Source organism: Mongoliimonas terrestris (assembly GCF_001927285.1).
Taxonomy (GTDB): Bacteria; Pseudomonadota; Alphaproteobacteria; order Rhizobiales; family Pleomorphomonadaceae; genus Chthonobacter; species Chthonobacter terrestris.
Genome location: NZ_MSIG01000008.1, coordinates 104,733 through 124,495, shown reverse-complemented (window position 1 = coordinate 124,495; position 19,763 = coordinate 104,733). Strand labels below are relative to the sequence as shown.

At 70.3% G+C, this 19,763-nt stretch carries 16 protein-coding genes; 7 read left to right on the top strand and 9 right to left on the bottom strand.

All coding sequences use genetic code 11. From position 1 onward, the window contains the following. Positions 1-78 precede the first annotated feature (78 nt). From BUQ68_RS13350 to mutM, 8 genes are all read right to left on the bottom strand, one after another. On the bottom strand, positions 79-600 hold the full coding sequence (locus tag BUQ68_RS13350; protein ID WP_075216479.1) for a hypothetical protein: 522 nt from the start codon (positions 598-600) through the stop codon (positions 79-81). 135 nt (positions 601-735) lie between these two features. Continuing rightward, positions 736-3,165, bottom strand: coding sequence for a DNA topoisomerase (ATP-hydrolyzing) subunit B (gene gyrB / locus BUQ68_RS13345; protein WP_075216478.1), 2,430 nt, complete (start codon positions 3,163-3,165; stop codon positions 736-738). 172 nt (positions 3,166-3,337) lie between these two features. After that, a complete protein-coding gene (recF, locus tag BUQ68_RS13340; RefSeq protein WP_075216477.1) occupies positions 3,338-4,459 on the bottom strand; it encodes a DNA replication/repair protein RecF in 1,122 nt (373 codons plus the stop codon). A 23-nt stretch (positions 4,460-4,482) separates the two neighbouring features. Continuing rightward, positions 4,483-5,601 (bottom strand): DNA polymerase III subunit beta, encoded by a 1,119-nt coding sequence (gene dnaN, locus BUQ68_RS13335; protein ID WP_075216476.1) that lies wholly within the window; start codon positions 5,599-5,601, stop codon positions 4,483-4,485. Between the two features lie 326 nt (positions 5,602-5,927). After that, positions 5,928-7,442 (bottom strand): chromosomal replication initiator protein DnaA, encoded by a 1,515-nt coding sequence (dnaA, locus tag BUQ68_RS13330; RefSeq protein ID WP_075216475.1) that lies wholly within the window; start codon positions 7,440-7,442, stop codon positions 5,928-5,930. Between the two features lie 1,001 nt (positions 7,443-8,443). Then, a complete protein-coding gene (rpsT, locus tag BUQ68_RS13325; protein ID WP_075216474.1) occupies positions 8,444-8,710 on the bottom strand; it encodes a 30S ribosomal protein S20 in 267 nt (88 codons plus the stop codon). A 236-nt stretch (positions 8,711-8,946) separates the two neighbouring features. After that, a complete protein-coding gene (locus BUQ68_RS13320; RefSeq protein ID WP_075216473.1) occupies positions 8,947-9,735 on the bottom strand; it encodes an enoyl-CoA hydratase in 789 nt (262 codons plus the stop codon). Positions 9,736-9,768: 33 nt separating this feature from the next. Next, the gene (gene mutM, locus BUQ68_RS13315; RefSeq protein ID WP_075216472.1) at positions 9,769-10,650 is read right to left on the bottom strand and encodes a bifunctional DNA-formamidopyrimidine glycosylase/DNA-(apurinic or apyrimidinic site) lyase; all 882 of its coding nucleotides are present in this window, start codon (positions 10,648-10,650) and stop codon (positions 9,769-9,771) included. A 210-nt stretch (positions 10,651-10,860) separates the two neighbouring features. Between mutM and ubiE the strand changes: the two genes are divergently transcribed. Beyond that, complete coding sequence (gene ubiE, locus BUQ68_RS13310; RefSeq protein ID WP_075216471.1) at positions 10,861-11,619, top strand: bifunctional demethylmenaquinone methyltransferase/2-methoxy-6-polyprenyl-1,4-benzoquinol methylase UbiE; 759 nt, start codon at positions 10,861-10,863, stop codon at positions 11,617-11,619. A gap of 12 nt (positions 11,620-11,631) precedes the next feature. Further along, the gene (gene ubiB, locus BUQ68_RS13305) at positions 11,632-13,179 is read left to right on the top strand and encodes a 2-polyprenylphenol 6-hydroxylase (RefSeq protein ID WP_075216470.1); all 1,548 of its coding nucleotides are present in this window, start codon (positions 11,632-11,634) and stop codon (positions 13,177-13,179) included. A gap of 33 nt (positions 13,180-13,212) precedes the next feature. Here the strand turns inward: ubiB and BUQ68_RS13300 are convergent, their stop codons facing one another. Further along, a complete protein-coding gene (locus BUQ68_RS13300) occupies positions 13,213-14,214 on the bottom strand; it encodes an adenosine kinase (protein ID WP_075216469.1) in 1,002 nt (333 codons plus the stop codon). 223 nt (positions 14,215-14,437) lie between these two features. Between BUQ68_RS13300 and BUQ68_RS13295 the strand changes: the two genes are divergently transcribed. The 5 genes from BUQ68_RS13295 to BUQ68_RS13275 all read left to right on the top strand — a co-directional run bounded on the left by BUQ68_RS13295 (position 14,438) and on the right by BUQ68_RS13275 (position 19,437). Next, the gene (locus tag BUQ68_RS13295; protein ID WP_075216468.1) at positions 14,438-15,115 is read left to right on the top strand and encodes a sulfate transporter family protein; all 678 of its coding nucleotides are present in this window, start codon (positions 14,438-14,440) and stop codon (positions 15,113-15,115) included. Between the two features lie 211 nt (positions 15,116-15,326). Further along, positions 15,327-15,686 (top strand): XdhC family protein, encoded by a 360-nt coding sequence (locus BUQ68_RS13290; RefSeq protein WP_075216467.1) that lies wholly within the window; start codon positions 15,327-15,329, stop codon positions 15,684-15,686. Position 15,687: 1 nt separating this feature from the next. Next, on the top strand, positions 15,688-16,455 hold the full coding sequence (locus tag BUQ68_RS13285) for an XdhC family protein (protein WP_075216466.1): 768 nt from the start codon (positions 15,688-15,690) through the stop codon (positions 16,453-16,455). After that, a complete protein-coding gene (locus tag BUQ68_RS13280) occupies positions 16,452-18,107 on the top strand; it encodes an NTP transferase domain-containing protein (RefSeq protein ID WP_075216465.1) in 1,656 nt (551 codons plus the stop codon). Before BUQ68_RS13285 ends, BUQ68_RS13280 begins: the two co-directional genes overlap by 4 nt. Before the next feature lie 181 nt (positions 18,108-18,288). Next, complete coding sequence (locus tag BUQ68_RS13275; RefSeq protein WP_075216464.1) at positions 18,289-19,437, top strand: polysaccharide biosynthesis/export family protein; 1,149 nt, start codon at positions 18,289-18,291, stop codon at positions 19,435-19,437. Positions 19,438-19,763: the final 326 nt, after the last annotated feature.

Below are 19,763 nucleotides of genomic sequence, written 5' to 3'. Positions count from 1 at the left end.
GCACTCGGCGGACCGGCGTCGACAAGCGCCCGTCGGCGCCGCCTCCTGCGCGGACCGTCGGGCCCGGCGCCGGACCGTCTACTTGGGCAGATCTCCCGCCGCCTCGGCGGCGGCAATGGCGCCGTCGTCGGCCATCAAGGACCGCATGTCCGACGGCGACAGTCTCTGCCCGTCCGGTCCGATGATCTGCTGGACGGCCCCCACCGCCGCGCGCGATGCGGTGATCGCCTGCAGCGCCTTGTCGGTGCTGGCGTTCATGACGGAGGGGTCCAAGGACGGCGGCGACACGTTGATATCGGCGGGGTCGATCTGCAACACGTTGGCGGTCTCGTCCTTGATCCGCGCGTCCACCGACATGGCGGTCGCGCCATCCGGGTCGGCCCCGATCGGATTGTCCGGCGCCAGCGCAAGCCCCTCGAACGACGTGTTGTTGCTGAAGGCTTCCGCGCTCCGGGACGAGTCCTCCAGGCGGTCGGCCTCCGCTTGCAGCGTCTCCCGCGACGCATCGGATTGCGCGAGCGCCGGACGCGGCACCGAGGCGACCAGCGTGGCCGCCGCGAACAGCGTGGTGACGGCCGGGACGACGAACGTGCCGCGCATGGAACTCTCCCGTTGATGATCGGGAAGAGTAGCGCCTAACCGTGAAGGATGCGGAACAGTTCCACCGCAAGGTCGAACCGTTCCGGCAAGACTTCGTTGAGACCGCCGGCCGCCTCCGCCTGACGTTCGCTGCAATCACACGTCCAGATTGCTCACGCTGAGCGCGTTCGTCTGGATGAACTCCCGCCGCGGCTCCACCTCGTCGCCCATCAGGCGGTCGAAGATGTCGTCGGCTTCCACCGCTTCGGTCACCTTCACCTGCAGCAGCGAGCGCGCGTTCACGTCGAGCGTCGTCTCCCAGAGCTGCTCGGCGTTCATCTCGCCGAGGCCCTTGTAGCGCTGCAGGGAGATACCCTTGCGGCCGACGGCGAACACGGCGTCGAGGAGGGCGCGGGGGCCGCGGACCGGCAGTTCGCCGTCCTTGCGGCGCAGATGCGCCGCCTTGCCGTAGACCTCCTGGAGGTGGGTCGTGTGCCCATCCAGCTTGCGCGCGTCCGCCGAGGAGAGGAGCGCCGGGTCGATCATGGTGGTCTCGGTCACGCCGCGGACCGTGCGGCGGAACACGAGGGTGCCGTCGTCGTTGGCCTCGCCGGTCCAGCCCTTCTCGAACTCGTCGGCGAGAATGTCCAGCCGGCGCGCCACATAGGCGGCGGCCTCGTGGGCCTTCTCCGGATTGGTCAGGATCTCGGCGTTGAGGGCGCCGGCGATCGCCGCCTGCTCCACCACGGACCGGTCGTAGCGGTGGTGCAGCCCGTCGAGCACGGCGCGGATCTGGCGCGCCCGGTCCACGATGGCGCGCAGGTCCTGGCCGGCGCGCTCCTCGCCCGTCGCCAGCCGGAGCACCGCCTCGTCGAGGCCTTGGGCGATCAGGTAGTCTTCCAGCGCCCGCTCGTCCTTCAGATACTGCTCCGACTTGCCCTTGGTCACCTTGTAGAGCGGCGGCTGGGCGATGAACACGTGGCCGCGCTCGATCAGGTCCGGCATCTGGCGGAAGAAGAAGGTGAGCAGCAGGGTGCGGATGTGGGCGCCGTCCACGTCGGCGTCCGTCATGATGATGATCTTGTGATAGCGCAGCTTGCCGGCGTCGAACTCGTCCGGCCCGATGCCGGTGCCGAGCGCGGTGATCAGCGTGCCGATCTCGTTCGACGACAGCATCTTGTCGAAGCGGGCGCGCTCCACGTTGAGGATCTTGCCGCGCAGCGGCAGCACCGCCTGGAACTCGCGGTTGCGGCCCTGCTTGGCCGAGCCGCCGGCCGAATCGCCCTCCACCAGGAAGAGCTCGGACTTGGCCGGATCGCGCTCCTGGCAGTCGGCGAGCTTGCCGGGCAGCGAGGCGATGTCGAGCGCGCCCTTGCGGCGGGTCAGCTCGCGTGCCTTGCGGGCGGCCTCGCGCGCCGCGGCCGCCTCGACCACCTTGGCGACCACGATGCGGGCTTCCGGGGCGTGCTCCTCGAACCAGGTGCCGAACGCCTCGTTGAGAGCGCTCTCCACCACCGGACGGACCTCGGACGACACCAGCTTGTCCTTGGTCTGGCTCGAAAACTTCGGGTCCGGCACCTTCACGGAAAGAACGCAGGTCAGCCCCTCCCGGCAATCGTCGCCGGTGATGGAGACCTTCTCCTTCTTGGTGATGCCGCTGGTCTCGCCGTAGGCGGTCACCTGCCGCGTCAGCGCCGCCCGGAAGCCGGCCAGATGCGTGCCGCCGTCCCGCTGCGGGATGTTGTTGGTGAAGCAGAGCACGTTCTCGTGGTAGCTGTCGTTCCACCAGAGCGCGACCTCGACGGTGATGCCGTCCTTCTCCGTCATGACCGTGATCGGCCGGCTGATCAGCGGCTTCTTGGAGCGGTCCAGATACTTCACGAAGGCCTCAAGGCCGCCCTCGTAGAAGAGCTCGTCGGACTTCGGCTCCACGCCCCGCGCGTCGGTGAGGATGATGCGGACGCCGGAGTTGAGGAAGGCGAGTTCGCGCAGGCGCCGCTCCAGGGTGGCGTAGTCGAAGTCGAGCACGCCCTTGAAGGTCTCCTGGCTCGGCAGGAAGGTCACCTCCGTGCCGCTCCGCCCGCCGCTGTCGCCCACCACCACCAGCGGCGCGTCGGCGACGCCATGGGTGAAGGTGATCTGGTGCTCCTTGCCGGCGCGCCAGATCCTGAGCTTCAGATAGATCGAGAGGGCATTCACCACCGAGACGCCGACGCCATGCAGGCCGCCGGACACCTTGTAGGAGTTCTGGTCGAACTTACCGCCCGCGTGCAGCTGGGTCATGATGACCTCGGCCGCCGAGACGCCCTCGCCCTTGTGGATGTCGGTCGGGATGCCGCGGCCGTTGTCGGACACGGTGCACGAGCCGTCCGCGTTCAGGGTGACCCGCACCTCGTTGGCCCAGCCGGCCAGCGCCTCGTCGATGGCGTTGTCCACCACCTCGTAGACCATGTGGTGCAGGCCGGATCCGTCGTCCGTGTCGCCGATGTACATGCCGGGGCGCTTGCGCACCGCGTCGAGGCCCTTGAGGACCTTGATCGACTCGGCGCCGTACTCCTCGGCGGTGACGCGGGCGGGTTCGGACATCGGGATTTCACGCTCTTCTTCAGGATCGCAGTCAGGTCCCGTCTTAGCGAGGTCGGGAGGCTCGTTCAACACGGCAGGAATCTTAGCAGAATGCGAGAGAAATCAGGCTCTTTGGAGGCGTCCCGCCGCCGCTTGCGCCGGTTATCCACCGCGCCGGGCCGTTAGGCGCGAATCACCCGGCGAGCGGGGCCACCAGCGCCCTGTCGGCGATCGCCTCGAAGGGCGCCCGGTCGGTGCCGGTCATGAAGGCCTGGGAGCCCGCCGCCTCCAGGATGGCGAAGAGCCCGGCCCGCCGGCCGGGGTCCAGATGGGCCGCCACCTCGTCGAGGAGGAGCACGGGAGTCTGGCGGGCGAGTTCGGCGACGAGCCGGGCCTGGGCGAGCACCAGGCCGATCAGGAGCGCCTTCTGCTCGCCGGTGGAGGAGGCCGCCGCCGGCATGGCCTTTCCGGCGTGATGGACCACGAGGTCGGCCCGGTGCGGCCCGACCAGCGTGCGCCCCGCCGCCCGGTCGCGCGAGCGGCCGGCGGCGAGATCGGTGCGGTACCAGTCCTCCACGTCGGCGGCGGAGGCCCGGTCGAGGGCGGTCTCCACGTCCCCTTCCAGGAGCACCCGGGCAACCGGGAAGACCGCGTCCGCCGGATGGCCGGCGTCGAGCAGCCGGACGAGGCAGCCGACCGCCTCGCGCCGCGCCGCCGCCACCGCGACGCCGAGTTCGGCGATCTGCGCCTCCACCCCGTCGAGCCAGGCCGGATCGGACCGGTGGTCCTCCAAGAGCCGATTGCGGCCGGTCAGCGCCTGTTCGAACGCCGCCACCCGCCGCCCGTGGGCGGGGTCGAGGGCAAGCACCATCCGGTCGAGGAAGCGCCGCCGGTCGGCGGCCGGGCCGGTGAAGAGCCCGTCCATGGACGGCGTCAGCCAAAGGAGGCGCACATGGTCCGTGAAGGCGTCGGCGGAGCGGACCGGCGCGCCGTCGATCCGGGCGAGCCGGCCGGGCTCGCCGGGAAGGCTGCCGGTGCCGAGCCGCACGTCGCCGAGGGCGCCGTCCACCGTGGCGGCCACCGACCAGCCGCCGGCGGCGCCCTGTCGGACGACCTCCGCCAGGGTGGCGCGGCGAAGGCCCCGCCCCGGCGACAGGAAGGAGAGCGCCTCCAGGCAGTTGGTCTTGCCGACCCCGTTGTCGCCGACGAGCACCACCGACCTGCGCCCGGGGTCGAGCGCGAACGCCGTGTGGTTGCGGTAGTCGGTCAGCCGCAGCGTGGTGACGTGGACGCGGGTGGGTACGCCGATGGTCATGACCGGTGGGCCCGCGGCCCTCATCAGACCCGCATCGGCATCAGGACGTAGAGGGTCTCCCCGTCGTCGGCGTCCTGGACCAGCGTCGGCGAGCCCGGGTCGGCGAGGCGGAACACCGCCGTCTCGGTGGTCAGCTGGCCGGTGATGTCGAGCAGGTAGCGGGCGTTGAAGCCGATGTCGAGCGGGTCGTCCTCATAGTCGACGACCAGTTCCTCGGTGGCCGAGCCGCTGTCCGGGTTCACCACGGTCAGCGTCATCTTGCCGTCCGCCAGGGTGAGCTTCACCGCCCGCCCGCGCTCCGACGAGATGGTGGAGACCCGGTCCACCGCCTCGGCGAACTCGGCCCGGTCCACCTTCAGCTCCTTGTCGTTGCCCTGGGGGATGACGCGCCCGTAGTCCGGGAAGGTGCCGTCGATCAGCTTGGAGGTCAGCACCACGTCGCCGGTGGCGATGCGGATCTTGGCCTCGGAGAGCTCCACCACCACGTCGGCGTCCGGCTCGTCCAAGAGGCGCTGGATCTCGCCCACGGTCTTCCTCGGCACGATGATGCCGGGCATCCCCTCCGACCCGGCGGGCGCCGGCACGTCGGCGCGGGCGAGCCGGTGGCCATCGGTGGCGACGGCGCGGAAGCGGCGGCCGTTCGGCGTGTCCACCGTGTGCAGGAAGATGCCGTTCAGATAGTAGCGGATCTCCTCGTTGGAGATGGCGAACTGGGTCTTGTCGATCAGCCGGCGGAGGTCGCGGGCCTTGATGTCGAACCGGTGGCTGAGCTCGCCGACCGTGATGTCCGGAAAGTCGCTCTCCGGCAGCATCTGAAGGCTGAACCGGGACCGGCCCGACTGGATGGCGAGGGTGCCGCCGTCGCCGGAGGTCTCCAGGCTCACCTGGGCACCGTCCGGCAGCTTGCGCACGATGTCGTAGAACATGTGCGCCGGCACCGTGGTGGCGCCCGGGCGCTCCACCATGGCGGGCACCGCCTCCAGCGCCTCCAGGTCGAGGTCCGTCGCCTTCAGCTGCAGGCCGCCGTCGCGGGTGCGGATCAGCACGTTGGAGAGGATCGGGATCGTGTTGCGGCGCTCGACGACCCGGTGCACGTGCGTGAGGGATTTCAGGAGGTGCGACCGCTCGAGCGTAACGCGCATGGTGGTCCCGTGTGGCGTGGAAGACCGACCGACCGGGCCACAGGCGAACGCGGAACGGCGACCGGACTTCTCGTCTTGAAGAGGGTTTCTCGCCAAGGAGAAAGGCGGTCCGCGGGCGACCGCCGGAGCGATCCCCGCGGGGACACGCAATGTGGCCACCACGGCCTCGGAAAGCAAGCCCTGCCGGGCCGGCAGGGCCGCGGCCCTTGCGCTGCGACGATCGGGGCTGTGCACAACGGGGATGACCGGTCCGGGACCCGTCAATCCGCCCGTCACCGGACGCGCCCTGTCGACGGCGCGGTCCGGGGCTGCCCGGCGTGCGCGCCTCAGGCCTCCAGCATGCGCTTCAGGACCTCGATCTCTTGCGCCAGGACCTCGTCGGTCCCGACCAGCTCCTCCACCTTGCGCACCGCATGGAGGACGGTGGTGTGGTCCCGGCCGCCGAACCGGCGACCGATCTCCGGCAGCGAGCGCGGGGTGAGGATCTTGGAGAGATACATGGCGATCTGTCGCGGCCAGACGATCGACCGGGTCCGGCGGCTCGACAGAAGGTCTTGTTTCGACACGTTATAATGCTTGGCGACGACGCGCTGGATGTCCTCGATCTTGACCCGGCGGCTGTCGGTCGCCCGGATCAGGTCGCGCAAGGTGGTCTCGGCCATGGCGAGCGTCACGGCAAGGCCGGTCAGCTGGTTGTGGCCGACGAGGCGGGTGACGGCGCCCTCCAGGTCGCGGCCGTTGGTGGTGACGTTGCGGGTGATGAAATCCACAACATCCTCAGGCACTTGGAAGGCCGGGTGCTGCTGCCGGGAGGCCTCGATGCGGCGCTCCACGATCTGTCGGCGAAGGCCGATGTCGGGCGCCGCGATCTCCACCAGCAGCCCGCCGGCGAGCCTGGAGCGAACCCGCTCGTCGAGGGTCTCCAGCTCCACCGGTGGCCGGTCCGCCGCCACGATCACCTGCCGGGCGCCGTCGATCAACGAGTTGACCGTGTGGCAGAATTCCTGCTGGACCTGCTTGCCGTGCAGGAACTGCATGTCGTCGATGATGAGCAGATCGATGGTCCGCAGCGCCTCCTTGAAGGCGATCGCCGACTGGGTCTGAAGCGCATGGACGAAGCGGTACATGAAGTGCTCGGCCGTCAGGTAGAGCACCTTCAGGTCCGGCCGCGCCGCCCGGATCTGGTGGGTGATCGCCTGCAGCAGATGCGTCTTTCCAAGGCCGACGGCCGCATGGAGATAGAGCGGGTTGAACTTCACCCCGCCATGGCCTGGACCATCCGCCACCTGGCGGGCGGCCGCGAGGGCGAAGCGGTTGGCGGTGCCTTCCACGAAGGTATCGAACGTGTACCGCCCGTCGAGCGGCGAGGAGCATTCCTCGAACACGTTCGGCAGCGCCGGCGCCGCGGACGGACGGGGCGCGTCCTTGCGCGGGCTGTCCGCCTCGAAACGGATGGTCTGCGCGGTGACGGGCGGAACCACCCCGTGGCCCTGGCCGGCCGAGGCGGCGGGTCCGCCGTTCGGCACCAGGCTCACCGGCTGGTCGGGACGGCCGCGGATGGCGGTGCGCACCGTCACCTCCACCTTGCGCACCGACGGGCTCTGGCTCTGCCAGATGGAGGTCAGGAGGTCGCGGTAGTGGGTGGCGATCCAGGACTTCAGGAAGCGGCTCGGCACCGAGAGCACGACGGTGCCGCCGTCGAGGCCTTCCAGGTTCATGCCGGCGAACCAGCTGGAGAACACTTCGTCGCCGAGTTCGGCCTTGAGGCGGCCCCTCACCTGGGACCACGCGTCGCGATGGCGGGGCTTGTCGCCTTCCTGGCCGAAGTCCGCATCGAGCATTCCTGCCTCCTCATCCGTGACACCCCGCTTCGCACCGCCGCCGAAACCGGGAGAATAGTCCGCTGCCGGACAAGCCGTACCGCTGCCGCCCGTTCCCGGGTACGGCAGGGCCGCTCGCTGTCCATGCATTCTCGAAATCTGATGCGCTTGCCCGCCCGGGCTGCCGCGCGCTAGGCCCGACCGGCCGGGCCGCCGAGGCCTGTCACGGGTGCCGCATCCTGCAGCCGCCGTTCCGAGCCACCCGCCGCATCAGCGTCGGCGCGCCGATCGCTCGTCCACCCCGCCGCCGGGCCTTGCCGATGAGAGCCGGCGGGTCGCGGCGCAGGAGCGCCCCCTCGTTGTAACCGATCACGTGCCATGCCGTCCCCGTTGCCGAGTGTGCCAAGCTCGACTTCCAATTCTTGTATTTGTATGTAGATTTCCCAGTGATCCGCCGCCGGCGCTAAGGGCTGCAACGTATCCATCTGGAGAGGAAAAGGTTGGGCTGCATGATTACGAACCCGCATCTTTCGTTATGATGATCTAGGATCCGTAAGTATCAGAAACCTTTACCACAAAGCGCCGAAATCTCTCTGTCTTCCGGCGTTAAGTCGACCATACACAGGCGGTTTGCGGCGGGCAAGTCGTGAATCCCCCCCCCTCGACAGCGGCCCTTTCGGGGATCCGTGAAACCCGCTCACGTGCCCTCGGGAGCCCCCGTGGAAGGCTTTGGGATTCCAGCGGTTCCCGAAATCCAGGCCGATTGGTACGAATATTGTAGCTCGCATAAATAGGTGCACGCGGATCACGCCAACTCGGGTTTCTAGCCGGCTCGCCAATGGGCGCCTCGCTCGACGTATCTATAAGCAGCTGAATTGGTTACCAAATTCCTGCCACGTGACAGGCCGCTGACGAACCTGCTTGTAAGCCGGAAAAGAATACGGACATGAAAAAGCCCGGCTCTAGGCCGGGCTTGGTCGTCATGTTTCAACCGGTCTGTTCAACCGGAAGACGTGTCCGTGTCAGGCAGTCAAGGCCTTCACGCGGCTCGCCAGACGGGACACCTTCCGGGACGCCGTGTTCTTGTGCACGATGCCCTTGGAGGCAGCCCGCATCAGCTCCGGCTGCGCCGCCTGGAGCGCGGTCCGCGCCGCGGTGGCGTCGCCGCTGGCGATGGCCTCTTCGACCTTGCGGAGGAACGTGCGCATGCGGCTGCGGCGCGCCTTGTTGACTTCGGTGCGGGCCGCGATCTTGCGCGTCGCCTTCTTGGCCGAGGGTGTATTGGCCATAACCAGCCTGATCCTTCCTTGTTCGAGACGGTCGCTCGACGACGTTGCTCGAAGAAACGAGAGCGACCGTCCCAAGCGGTGACGCGGACACGTCGGATCGGGAGATCGCGGATGAGTGGGGCCGGCGGCGAACCCCTGGTCCACCACCGTCTTCGGCGCGGGGTTATAGTCGCTCCCGCGCGGGTCGTCAACAAAGGTGTCGGCGCGCCGCAAGGACGCCCCGGATCCGCAGAGGCTCAGCGGCCGGTGAAGACCGGCGGCCGCTTCTCGATGAAGGCCGCCATGCCCTCCTTCTGGTCCTCGGTGGAAAAGAGCGCGTGGAACAGGCGGCGCTCGTAGCGAAGGCCTTCCGCCAGCGTCGTCTCCGGCGCCCGGTTCACCGCCTCCTTGGCCATCATCACCGCCGTCGGCGAGAAGCCGGCGATGCGCGCGGCCGCCGCAAGGGTCTCCTCCAGCAGGCTCTCCGCCGGCAGCACCCGGGCGACAAGGCCGGAGCGCTCGGCCTCGGCGGCGTCCATCATGCGCCCGGTCAGGATCAGGTCCATGGCCTTGGCCTTGCCGACCGCCCGGATCAGCCGCTGGGTGCCGCCGATGCCCGGGATGATGCCGAGGGTGATCTCCGGCTGGCCGAACTTCGCCGTCTCGGCCGCGTAGATGAGGTCGCACATCATGGCAAGCTCGCAGCCGCCGCCGAGCGCATAGCCCGAGACGGCCGCCAGGATCGGCTTGCGGGCGGCGGTGAAGCGCTCCCAGGCGGCCATCAGGTCGCCCCTGAAGGCGGTGGTGAAGTCGAGGCTCGCCATCTCCTTGATGTCGGCGCCGGCCGCGAAGGCCTTCTCCGAGCCGGTCAGCACCAGGGCGCCGATCCCGTCGTCGGCGTCGAGGGCGGCGACCGCGTCGGTGAGGTCGGCGAGGAGCCGCGCCGAGAGGGCGTTGAGCGCCTTCGGCCGGTCGAGGGTGATCAGCCCCACCCGGTCGCGGATCTCGACGCGGACGGTTTCGAACGAGAGGGTCTCGGCGGACAAGGCGGCCTCCTTGGCTTGCACCCGGGCGACGCGTCAGCGCTGGCACGCCGGGCAGTGGAAGGTGGAGCGTCCGGACTGGACGGTCCGGCGGACGACACCGGCGCAGGTCGGACGGGGGCACGGGTCCCCCTCCCGATCGTAGACGGCGAACCGGTGCTGGAAATAGCCGAGCGAGCCGTCCGCCTGCACATAGTCCCGCAGCGACGAGCCCCCCGCCGCGATGGCGTCGGCGATCACTGCGCGGATCGCCTCCGCCAGCCGGCCGAGCCGCGCGGTCGGCGCCCCCGCCTTGGTGACGACGGATCCGGCGGCGCGGAGCGGCGACAGGCCGGCGCGCCAGAGCGCCTCGCACACATAGATATTGCCGAGCCCGGCCACGATGGTCTGGTCGAGGAGCGCCGCCTTGAGGCTGGTCGCCTTGCCGGCGAAGGCGGCGGCCAGGAAGGCCGCGTCGAGGTCGTTGCCGGTCGGCTCCCGGCCGAGGTGGCGCATCAGCGGATGCCGGTCGAGGTCGGCCCGGGTGGCGAGCGCCATGAAGCCGAACCGGCGCGGGTCGTTGTAGGTCACCGCGGCGCCGTCGCCCGTGTGGAACACCACGTGATCGTGGGCGGCGTCCTTGCCGCGCGCCCGGTGGAAGACCCCCGGCGTCTCGGCCTCGCCGGGCCGCTCGATCCGGAACGACCCGGACATGCCGAGATGCATGAGAAGAACCGAGCCGTCGTCGAGGTCGCCGACGAGATACTTCGCCCGTCGGCCGAGCCCCGTCACCGTGCGCCCGGTCAGCCGTTCGGCGAAGCGCTCCGGAAACGGAAAGCGCAGGTCCGGCCGGCGCACCGTGACGGCGCTGATCCGCGCCCCTTCCAGGACCGGCTGGAGGCCACGGCGGACGGTTTCGACTTCAGGCAGCTCGGGCATGGATCCTGTCGGGCCTTGAACGGAGGTGCGCCGGCCGGCGCGCGGCATCGCCTCCAGGCCGGACCGACGACGCCCCGATCCGGCGCCTCGCCCGCGCCGGCAGGTCGCGACGGACCGGCCATCCCCTTGGCGGCGCAACATAGCGCGGCCGATCCGCTTCCGCTATGGTCCGCCCGCCGCCCCCGGGGCCGAGACGACGAGGAGACATCCATGGCCGAGAGACCTTCCGCATCCTTCGGGTTTCGCGACGTCGCGCTCGACGAGAAACAGGGGATGGTGGACGAGGTCTTCCACAAGGTGGCGCGCCGCTACGACCTCATGAACGACCTGATGTCCGCCGGCCTGCACCGTCTCTGGAAGGACGCCCTGGTGTCGCGCCTCGCCCCGCCGCGGAGCGGCCGGCGGCCCTATCAGGTGGTGGACGTGGCCGGCGGCACCGGCGACGTGGCCTTCCGCATCGTCGATCGCTCCAACGGCCACGCCCGGGTGACGGTCGCCGACATCAACGGCTCCATGCTGCAGGTCGGCCGCGAGCGCGCCGAGGCGCGGCGGATCGACGGCGTCACCTTCGTGGAGGCGAACGCGGAGGACCTGCCGTTCGAGAGCGGCCGGTTCGACGCCTACACCATCGCCTTCGGCATCCGCAACGTGCCGCGCATCGACGTCGCGTTGAGCGAGGCCTACCGGGTGCTGAAGCCGGGTGGGCGCTTCCTCTGCCTGGAGTTCTCCGCCGTCGACGCTCCCATCGCCGACAAGGTCTACGAGGCCTATTCCATGCGGGTGATCCCGGCCATGGGCCGGGTGGTGGCGCGCGACGAGGACAGCTATCGCTATCTGGTGGAATCCATCCGTCGCTTTCCGAACCAGGAGCGGTTCAAGGCGATGATCGAGACCGCCGGCTTCTCCCGGGTCGGCTACACCAACCTCACCCTCGGCGTCGCCGCCCTCCATGTCGGCGTGAAGATCTGAGCAGGGCATTCCATGGCATTGGGTGATCTCTTCCGGCTGGCGCGCGGCGCCTTCGTGCTCGCCCGCGAGGGCGTGGCGACGGCCTTTCCGCTGCCGGAGCCGATCCCGCTGCCGATCCGGCTGCTGCTCGGGGTGGCCCGGCTGATCCAGCGGCCCGCGGCCGGCGACCGGGCCGGGGCGGAGCGCATCACCCGGGCGGTGAACCGGCTCGGGCCCTCCTACGTGAAGCTCGGCCAGTTCCTCGCCACCCGCCCCGACGTGGTCGGCCGGCTGATGGCGGCGGACTTGAGCGCCCTCCAGGACAACGTGCCGCCGTTCGGCGAGGCGGTCGCCCGCGCCGAAGTGGCGGCCGCCTTCGGGGCGCCGGTGGAGGCCGTGTTCGAGAGCTTCGGCCCGCCGATCGCCGCCGCCTCCATCGCCCAGGTGCACCAGGCGGTGGTCCGCGACCCCTCGACCGGCGAGCCCCGCACCGTCGCCGTGAAGGTGCTGCGGCCGGGCGTCGCCCGCCGGTTCGCGAGCGACGTCAACAGCTTCTACATCGCCGCAAGGCTGATCGAGCGCTTCCATCCGCCGTCCCGGCGCCTGAAGCCGCGGGCGGTGGTGGACACCCTCGCCCGCTCCGTCGCCCTGGAGATGGACTTCCGCCTGGAGGCGGCCGCCCTTTCGGAGATGGCCGAGAACATTTCAGCCGACACCGGCTTCCGGGTGCCGACGGTGGTCTGGGAGCGGACGGCCAAGAGCGTCCTCACCATGGAGTGGATCGACGGCACCAAGCTTTCCAACGTGCCGCGCATCGTGGAGGCCGGGCACGACCCGGTGACGCTCGCCGCCACGCTGATCCAGAGCTTCCTGCGCCACGCCATGCGGGACGGCTTCTTCCACGCGGACATGCACCAGGGCAATCTCTTCGTCGACCCGTCGGGCACGCTCGTCGCCGTCGACTTCGGCATCATGGGCCGGCTCGGCCGCAAGGAGCGGCGCTTCCTCGCCGAGATCCTGTTCGGCTTCATCCGGCGCGACTACCGCCGGGTGGCGGAGGTGCATTTCGAGGCGGGCTACGTGCCCGGCCACCACGACGTGGACACCTTCGCCCAGGCGCTCCGGGCCATCGGCGAGCCGCTGCAGGGCCATACCGCCGCCGACATCTCCATGGCGCGGCTCCTCACCCAGCTCTTCGAGGTGACCGAGCTCTTCGACATGCAGACCCGGCCCGAGCTCATAATGCTGCAGAAGACCATGGTGGTGGTGGAGGGCGTCGCCCGCACCCTCGACCCGCGCCTCGACATGTGGCGGACTGCCGAACCGGTTGTGGCCGAGTGGATCGCCCGCAACCTCGGCCCGGTCGGCCGCGTCGAGGAGGTGGCCGGCACCCTCGGCTCCCTCGTCCGGCTCGCCGGCCAGCTGCCGGTGCTCGCCCGCGACCTGGAGGCCGCGGCGGCGGCCGAACGCGACCGCAACCTCTACCTGGAACGCCAGCGCTGGAGCCTCGACCGGCTGGTCTGGCCGGCCTGGATCGCCGCCCTGGCGCTTGCCGCCCTCGCCGTCACGGCTGTTGTGTGACGGCTGCGGCCGTCACGACCGGGAGCCGGATGCTCAGACCGGCAGGCCGTACTCGGCCGCGAGCCCCTTCAGCGACACCGCCGGCCGCGGCCCGATGTGGCCGATCACCTCGGTGGCGGCGAGGCAGCCGAGGCTTGCGGCCTCGGTCAAGCCACGGCCGCGCGTGAGGCCGACGAGGAAGCCGGCGGCGAACTGGTCGCCGGCGCCGGTGAGGTCCACCACCTCGGCCACCGGATAGGCCGGTACCCGGTAGGTCGCCTCGCCCTGCACCACGAGCGCGCCCTCCTCGCCGAGGGTGACGGCGGCGAGCGCCACGTCGCGCCGGAGCGCCTCCACGGCGGTCGGCACGTCGGCGGTCTGATAGAGCGCCTTCACCTCGCTCTCGTTGGCGAACACGATGTCCACCGTGCGGCTGCGCATCAGGTCCAGGAACTCCGCCCGCCAGCGGTCCACGCAGAAGCTGTCCGAAAGGGTGATGGCCACCTGCCGGCCGTTGGCGTGGGCGATGGCGGCCGCCTTGCGGAAGGCCTTCTTGGCCTCCGGCGGATCCCAGAGATAGCCTTCCAGGTAGGTGATCGCCGCGCCGGCGACCGTCGGCTCGTCGATGTCCGCCTCGGTCAGCGCCTGGCAGGCGCCGAGATAGGTGTTCATGGTCCGCTCGCCATCCGGCGTGATCAGGATGGTGGAGCGGGCCGTCGGAGCCCCGCCTTCCAGCGGGGCGGTGGGGAAGTGGACGCCAAGGGCCGTGATGTCGTGCCGGAAGATGGTGCCGAGCTGGTCGACGGCGATCTTGCCGATATAGGCCGCCCTGGCGCCGAAGGACGCAAGTCCCGCCGCCGTGTTGCCGGCGGACCCGCCGGACGCCTCGATGGCCGGCCCGATCAGGGTGTAGAGCCGGTCCGCCTCGGCGGCGTCGATCAGGCGCATCATGCCCTTGGAAAGGCCGAGGCGGACGATGAGGTCGTCCTCGGCGCGGGCCAGGATGTCCACGATGGCGTTGCCGATCGTCAGCACATCGAAACGGGTCTCGGTCATCAGGTCGCTCTCTCCACGTCCATCCGTCTGTCTACCGGCACTCGACCATCACCGCGCGCGTGTCGGCGCCGGGTCGGCGACGCCTCGCCCTCGAACCTTATCGCGCCGGTCGCCATCCGGCGGACCGACACTTTCGCCTTTCAAGATCCATGCCGCCCGTTCCGGGCTCTCGCGCCGGCCGGCCGGACACACTATGTGTCGCTCACGTCAAACGGAGCCTTTCATGCTGGCCGCCGCCTCCCGCGCCTTCTCCCAGATCGTCTCGCCCCCCTTCCGGCAGGTGCTCATCCGGTCGGTGGGCCTGACGCTTCTCATGCTCGCCGCCGTCTGGGCGGCGCTCTACGGCACCTTCACCCATTTCGTGGTGGTGGAGAACGCCTGGCTCCAGACCTCGATCGAGATTCTCACCGGCCTCGGCCTCGTCATCGGCCTCGGCTTCCTGGTGGCGCCGGTCACGTCCCTGTTCGCCGGGCTTTTCCTGGACGAAATCGCCGAGGAAGTCGAGCGGGTCCACTATCCGGGCGATCCGCCCGGCCAGGCCATGCCGCTGGTGCCGAGCCTCCTGTCGGCGATGCGCTTCACGCTCCTCGTGGTGGCGGTCAACCTCCTGGTGCTCGTTCTCATCCTCCTGCCCGGCATCAACGTGATGGCCTTCTTCATCGCCAACGCCTACCTGCTCGGGCGGGAGTATTTCGAGATGATCGCCCACCGCTTCCACGACCCGGACAGCGTGCGGGTGCTCCGCGAGGAGGCCGGCACGCGCATCTTCCTCGCCGGCCTCGTGATCGCCGGCGTCCTCGCCATTCCCATTTTGAACCTCCTCACCCCCCTCTTCGCCACCGCCTTCATGGTCCACATCTACAAGGACCTTCGCGCCAGGCGCCGCCGGACCGGGCGCTAGAGCGCTTTCCGACCTGATGGGATCATCAGGTCGATAAGAAATCGCTCCAGATTCAATATCCTGGAGCATTGTCTCATCGACCAGTCTTTCAACTTGGTCGGACATTGCTCTAGGCGGCGGCCTGACCGAGCATCGGGGGCACCAAAGTCCGATGGCGGCGCGCCGCTGACAGGCAGATAGAATGACGACCACGATGGATCGAGGAAGCGACATGCAAATCGACGCAACCGGTACCGACGTGCCCGGAACCGATGTGCCCGGAACCGATGTACTGGGCGTGGCGGAGCGTTGGATCGCCGCCGGCCGGCCCGTCGCCCTTGCCACCGTGGTTGAGACCTGGGGCTCGGCGCCCCGCCCGGTCGGCAGCCATCTGGTGATCGACGGCGAGGGCGCCTTCGAGGGCTCCGTGTCGGGCGGCTGCGTGGAGGGCGCCGTGATTGCCGAGGCCGTCGAGGTCATCGCCGACGGCGCCCCCCGCCTCCTGGAGTTCGGCGTCGCCGACGAGACCGCCTGGCGCGTCGGCCTTTCCTGCGGCGGCCGCATCCGCGTTCTCGTGGAACGGGTCGGCTGACATGGACGCGCGTCTGCTCGCCGACCTCAACGCCCGCCGCCACGCGCGTCAGGCCGTCGCGGTGGTGACGCCGCTGCCGGGCGGCGAGACCCGCCTCGTCGGCGACGGCGACGACCTTGCCGGCGACCCGCTCGCCGTGGAGATCGCCGCAGCGCTCCGGGCCGGCCGGTCCGGCATCGTGGCCAAGGACGGCGCGGAAACGTTCATCAACGTGCACGTGCCGGCGCCGCGCATCGTGGCGATCGGGGCGGTGCACATCTCCCAGGCGCTGATCCCGGTGGCCGCCGCCGCCGGCTACGACCTCATCGTGGTCGACCCGCGCACCGCCTTCGCCACGCCCGAGCGGTTCGCCGCGACGACGCTTCTGGCCGACTGGCCCGAAGCGGTGCTGCCGGGCCTCGGCATCGACCGCTACACGGCGCTCGCCGCCGTCACCCACGACCCGAAGATCGACGACTGGGCCATCGTCCACGCCATCCGCCGCGATGCCTTCTACGTGGGCGCCCTCGGCAGCCGGAAGACCCACGCCAAGCGGCGCGAGCGGCTGCTGTCGGCCGGGCTCACGGAGGCGGACGTGGAGGGCATCCACGCGCCGATCGGCATCGACATCGGTGCCGCCTCGCCCGGCGAGATCGCCGTCGCCGTCATGGCCGAGGTGATCGAGGCCTTCCGCAGGCGCCCGATCGGGGCACCGCGCTCCCCCGGAGCACCGCGCTCCCCCGGAGCGCCGGGCTCCATCGGGTCAAGACCGCCCGGCGCGCCGTCGTGAGGTTCGGACCCGCCACCCCCGAGGCGGCGATCGGCGCCTATCTGGCGCACGCGGTGTCGACGCCCGCCGGCACGGTGCGCAAGGGCACGCGCGTCGATGCGGCCCTCGCCGCCGCCCTCATCGACGCCGCGATCAAGACCGTGACGGTCGCCCGCCTGGAGCCGGACGACGTGCACGAGGACGAGGCCGCGGCGGCGCTCGCCCACGCGCTCGCCGGCCCGAACGTCCGGGCCGAGGCGCCGGCGACCGGGCGCAGCAATCTTTTCGCCGCGGCCGCCGGCCTCTTCGTGCTCGATCCGGACCGGATCCACGCCATCAACCGCATCGACCCGGCCGTCACCGTGGCGACCCGGCCGCCGCTTCGCGGCGTGGAGGCGGGCCGCATGGTGGCGACCGTGAAGATCATCCCCTTCGCGGTCGGCCGGGCCGTGCTCGACGCGGCCATCCGGATGGCCGGCGGCGCGCCCGCGCTCGCCGTGGAGGCCTACCGGCCGCTCCGCGTCGCGGTGGTCTCGACGCTGTTGCCGAGCCTCAAGTCCAAGGTGGTGGAGAAGACCCTTTCGGTCCTCGCCGACCGGCTGCGTCCGGCCGGCGCCACCATCACGGCGGACCTTCGCGTGCCGCACGACGACCGGGCCGTGGCGGAGGCGCTCGCCTCCGTGCGGGGGAAAGCGGACCTCACCGTGGTGTTCGGCGCCTCGGCGGTGGTCGACGCCGACGACGTGATCCCGGCGGCGATCCGGGCCGCCGGCGGCACGGTGGTCCACCTCGGCATGCCGGTCGACCCCGGCAACCTCCTCATCCTCGGCGCGCTCGACGGCCGGCCGGTGCTCGGCGCGCCGGGCTGCGCCCGCAGCCCGCGCGAGAACGGCTTCGACTTCGTGCTGGAGCGCCTGCTGGCCGACCATCCGGTCGGGGCGGACGACATCGTCCGCATGGGCGTCGGCGGCCTCCTCATGGACATCGTCAGCCGGCCGGCGCCCCGGACCGGCGACGCCCTGAAGGAGGACCCGGACCGGCCGGCGGTGGCCGCCATCGTGCTCGCGGCCGGACGGTCCACCCGATTCGGGCCCGCCAACAAGCTGCTCGCCCCGGTGCGCGGCGCGCCCATGGTGCGCCATGCGGCAAAGGCCGCGCTCGCCTCCTCGGCCGCCGAGGTGATCGTGGTGACCGGCCACGAGGCCGAGGCGGTGGAGGCCGCCCTCGCCGATCTTCCCCGCGTCCGCCTGGTGCGCAATCCCGCCTACCGGGAGGGCCAGTCCACTTCGCTCCGCGCCGGGCTTCAGGCCGTCTCGCCGGCCTGCGAGGCCGCCATCGTGCTCCTCGGCGACATGCCGGCGGTGGACGCCGCCCTCGTCGACCGGCTGATCGCCGCCTACCGGCCGCTGAGCGGCAGCCTGATCGTGATGCCCGTGCACGAGGGCCGGCGTGGCAATCCGGTGCTCTGGTCCCGCCGTTTCTTCCAGGAGCTTGCCGCGATCGAGGGCGACCAGGGCGGCCGGACGCTCCTCACACGCTATGCCGAGGCGGTGGCGGAGGTGGAGGCCGGGCCCGCCGCCCACCTGGACCTCGACGACCCTAAGGCCCTTTCGGATCACGATCCGCAAAGACCGGCCCGTTCCGATCAGGATCCGAAAAGCGACGAGGCCTGACCGGCGTTTCGGTTTCATTCAACAAATTCGGTCAATAGCTTGGTAAGCCTCGTTCGGCGCCGGTGTCCTGTGCTTCAAGGGCAACAGGCAAAGCCGGAAAGGGGGTGCGGCTTGGCGAAGGCTCGTTTTCGCCGGACCGATACCTTAAGAGAAATGCGGTTGGAGTGAGGTTGCGATCTCTATGTCGAGGCTTACCGTTGTCGTCGTTGCCGGGCTGCTCGCATCGTGCTCCCAGCTCCCCGCCGGTGGACCGGCCGGGGACGAATTCGTCTCCATTGCGTCCCAGACCTCCAGCCTGAAGTACGAACTGGTCGAGGTCACCCCGGCGACGCTCGACGTGCTGCGCTACCGTGAGGACGAGACCTTCGCCGGCCGCTTCAAGGGCGAGGGCGGTCGCGGCAGCGACATCATCGGCGTCGGCGACTATGTGGCCGTGACGATCTGGGAGGCGGGCGCCGGCGGCCTGTTCTCCTCGCCCGCCGGAACCCTCGGCGGCGGCACCAAGTCGGCCCTGATCCCGGAACAGCCGGTCTCCCAGCAGGGCACGATCTCCATCCCCTACGCGGGCAGCGTCAACGTGGCGGGCAAGTCCCCCGACGAGGTGAAGCTCGCCATCGAGGAGGCTCTTGCCGGCAAGGCGATCGAGCCGCAGGTGCTCGTCAGCGTCACCCGCAACATCGCCAACACCGTGACCCTCACCGGCGAGATCGCCGGCGGCGGCCGCCTGCCGCTCTCCAACCGGGGCGACCGGCTGCTCGACGTCCTCTCCGCCGCGACCCTCGGCGCGCCGACCCACGAGCTCTTCGTGCAGTTGACCCGCGGGCGCGACACCATCCGGGTGCCGCTGCAGCGCATCACGACGGTGCCGTCGGAGAACATCTTCCTGCGGTCGGGCGACGTCATCACCGTCACCCGCGAGCCGCAGACCTTCACGGCCTTCGGCGCCACCGGCGGCAACGCCCAGGTGCCGTTCGACGCCCTCGGCGTCACGCTGAGCGAGGCCATCGCCAAGGTGGGCGGCCTGCAGGACATGCGGGCGGATCCGGCCGGCGTGTTCGTGTTCCGCCTGGAACCGCCCGAAATCGTCCGCGGCCTCGCGCCGGAAAGCCCGCTGCTCGCCACCGGCGCGCCGGTGCCCGTCGTCTACCGGGTCAATCTGCGCGACCCCGCCGGCCTCTTCCTCGCCAAGGCGATGCGGATCTACAACAAGGATCTGGTCTACATCTCCAACGCGCCGCTGAACGAGCTGCAGAAGTTCCTGCTCCTGGTCAACTCCGTGACCCAGCCGGCCTTCACGGGCCTCTCCGTGGCGAACCAGCTGGACAACTAATACCAAGCTCGTTCAGTCCCGACCTCTCGGCGCTGAACGAGCGCAGGCAAGCCCGAACGGGCGTCGGCCGGTCAGGCCGTCACGCTCATCATGGTCGGACGAGTCCGACCTTTATGAGCCGAGTATGAGGTCCGGCCCGCGACGGCTCGGCCGTTCGGGCCGTCGCAGGCCGGGGCAAGGCCGGACTCCGGCCGGTCCGGGCTCGTTGCGGGAAACGGCCGCGCGTGCCGCGGCGGGTTCGAGAGACCGATCGCGTGCGCCCCGCGCGACACCCTTGGTATGGCCACCTTCGTTCGACTATAGAACGGGCAGTTCCGCCTTCAGGA

What these genes read in the sequence shown, in the direction of transcription:
- BUQ68_RS13350 (WP_075216479.1), bottom strand. Translation starts at nt 600, where the DNA reads ATGCGCGGCACGTTCGTCGTCCCGGCCGTCACCACGCTGTTCGCGGCG.
- gyrB (WP_075216478.1), bottom strand. Translation starts at nt 3,165, where the DNA reads ATGTCCGAACCCGCCCGCGTCACCGCCGAGGAGTACGGCGCCGAGTCG.
- recF (WP_075216477.1), bottom strand. Translation starts at nt 4,459, where the DNA reads ATGACCATCGGCGTACCCACCCGCGTCCACGTCACCACGCTGCGGCTG.
- dnaN (WP_075216476.1), bottom strand. Translation starts at nt 5,601, where the DNA reads ATGCGCGTTACGCTCGAGCGGTCGCACCTCCTGAAATCCCTCACGCAC.
- dnaA (WP_075216475.1), bottom strand. Translation starts at nt 7,442, where the DNA reads ATGCTCGATGCGGACTTCGGCCAGGAAGGCGACAAGCCCCGCCATCGC.
- rpsT (WP_075216474.1), bottom strand. Translation starts at nt 8,710, where the DNA reads ATGGCCAATACACCCTCGGCCAAGAAGGCGACGCGCAAGATCGCGGCC.
- mutM (WP_075216472.1), bottom strand. Translation starts at nt 10,650, where the DNA reads ATGCCCGAGCTGCCTGAAGTCGAAACCGTCCGCCGTGGCCTCCAGCCG.
- ubiE (WP_075216471.1), top strand. Translation starts at nt 10,861, where the DNA reads ATGGCCGAGAGACCTTCCGCATCCTTCGGGTTTCGCGACGTCGCGCTC.
- ubiB (WP_075216470.1), top strand. Translation starts at nt 11,632, where the DNA reads ATGGCATTGGGTGATCTCTTCCGGCTGGCGCGCGGCGCCTTCGTGCTC.
- BUQ68_RS13300 (WP_075216469.1), bottom strand. Translation starts at nt 14,214, where the DNA reads ATGACCGAGACCCGTTTCGATGTGCTGACGATCGGCAACGCCATCGTG.
- BUQ68_RS13295 (WP_075216468.1), top strand. Translation starts at nt 14,438, where the DNA reads ATGCTGGCCGCCGCCTCCCGCGCCTTCTCCCAGATCGTCTCGCCCCCC.
- BUQ68_RS13290 (WP_075216467.1), top strand. Translation starts at nt 15,327, where the DNA reads ATGCAAATCGACGCAACCGGTACCGACGTGCCCGGAACCGATGTGCCC.
- BUQ68_RS13285 (WP_075216466.1), top strand. Translation starts at nt 15,688, where the DNA reads ATGGACGCGCGTCTGCTCGCCGACCTCAACGCCCGCCGCCACGCGCGT.
- BUQ68_RS13275 (WP_075216464.1), top strand. Translation starts at nt 18,289, where the DNA reads ATGTCGAGGCTTACCGTTGTCGTCGTTGCCGGGCTGCTCGCATCGTGC.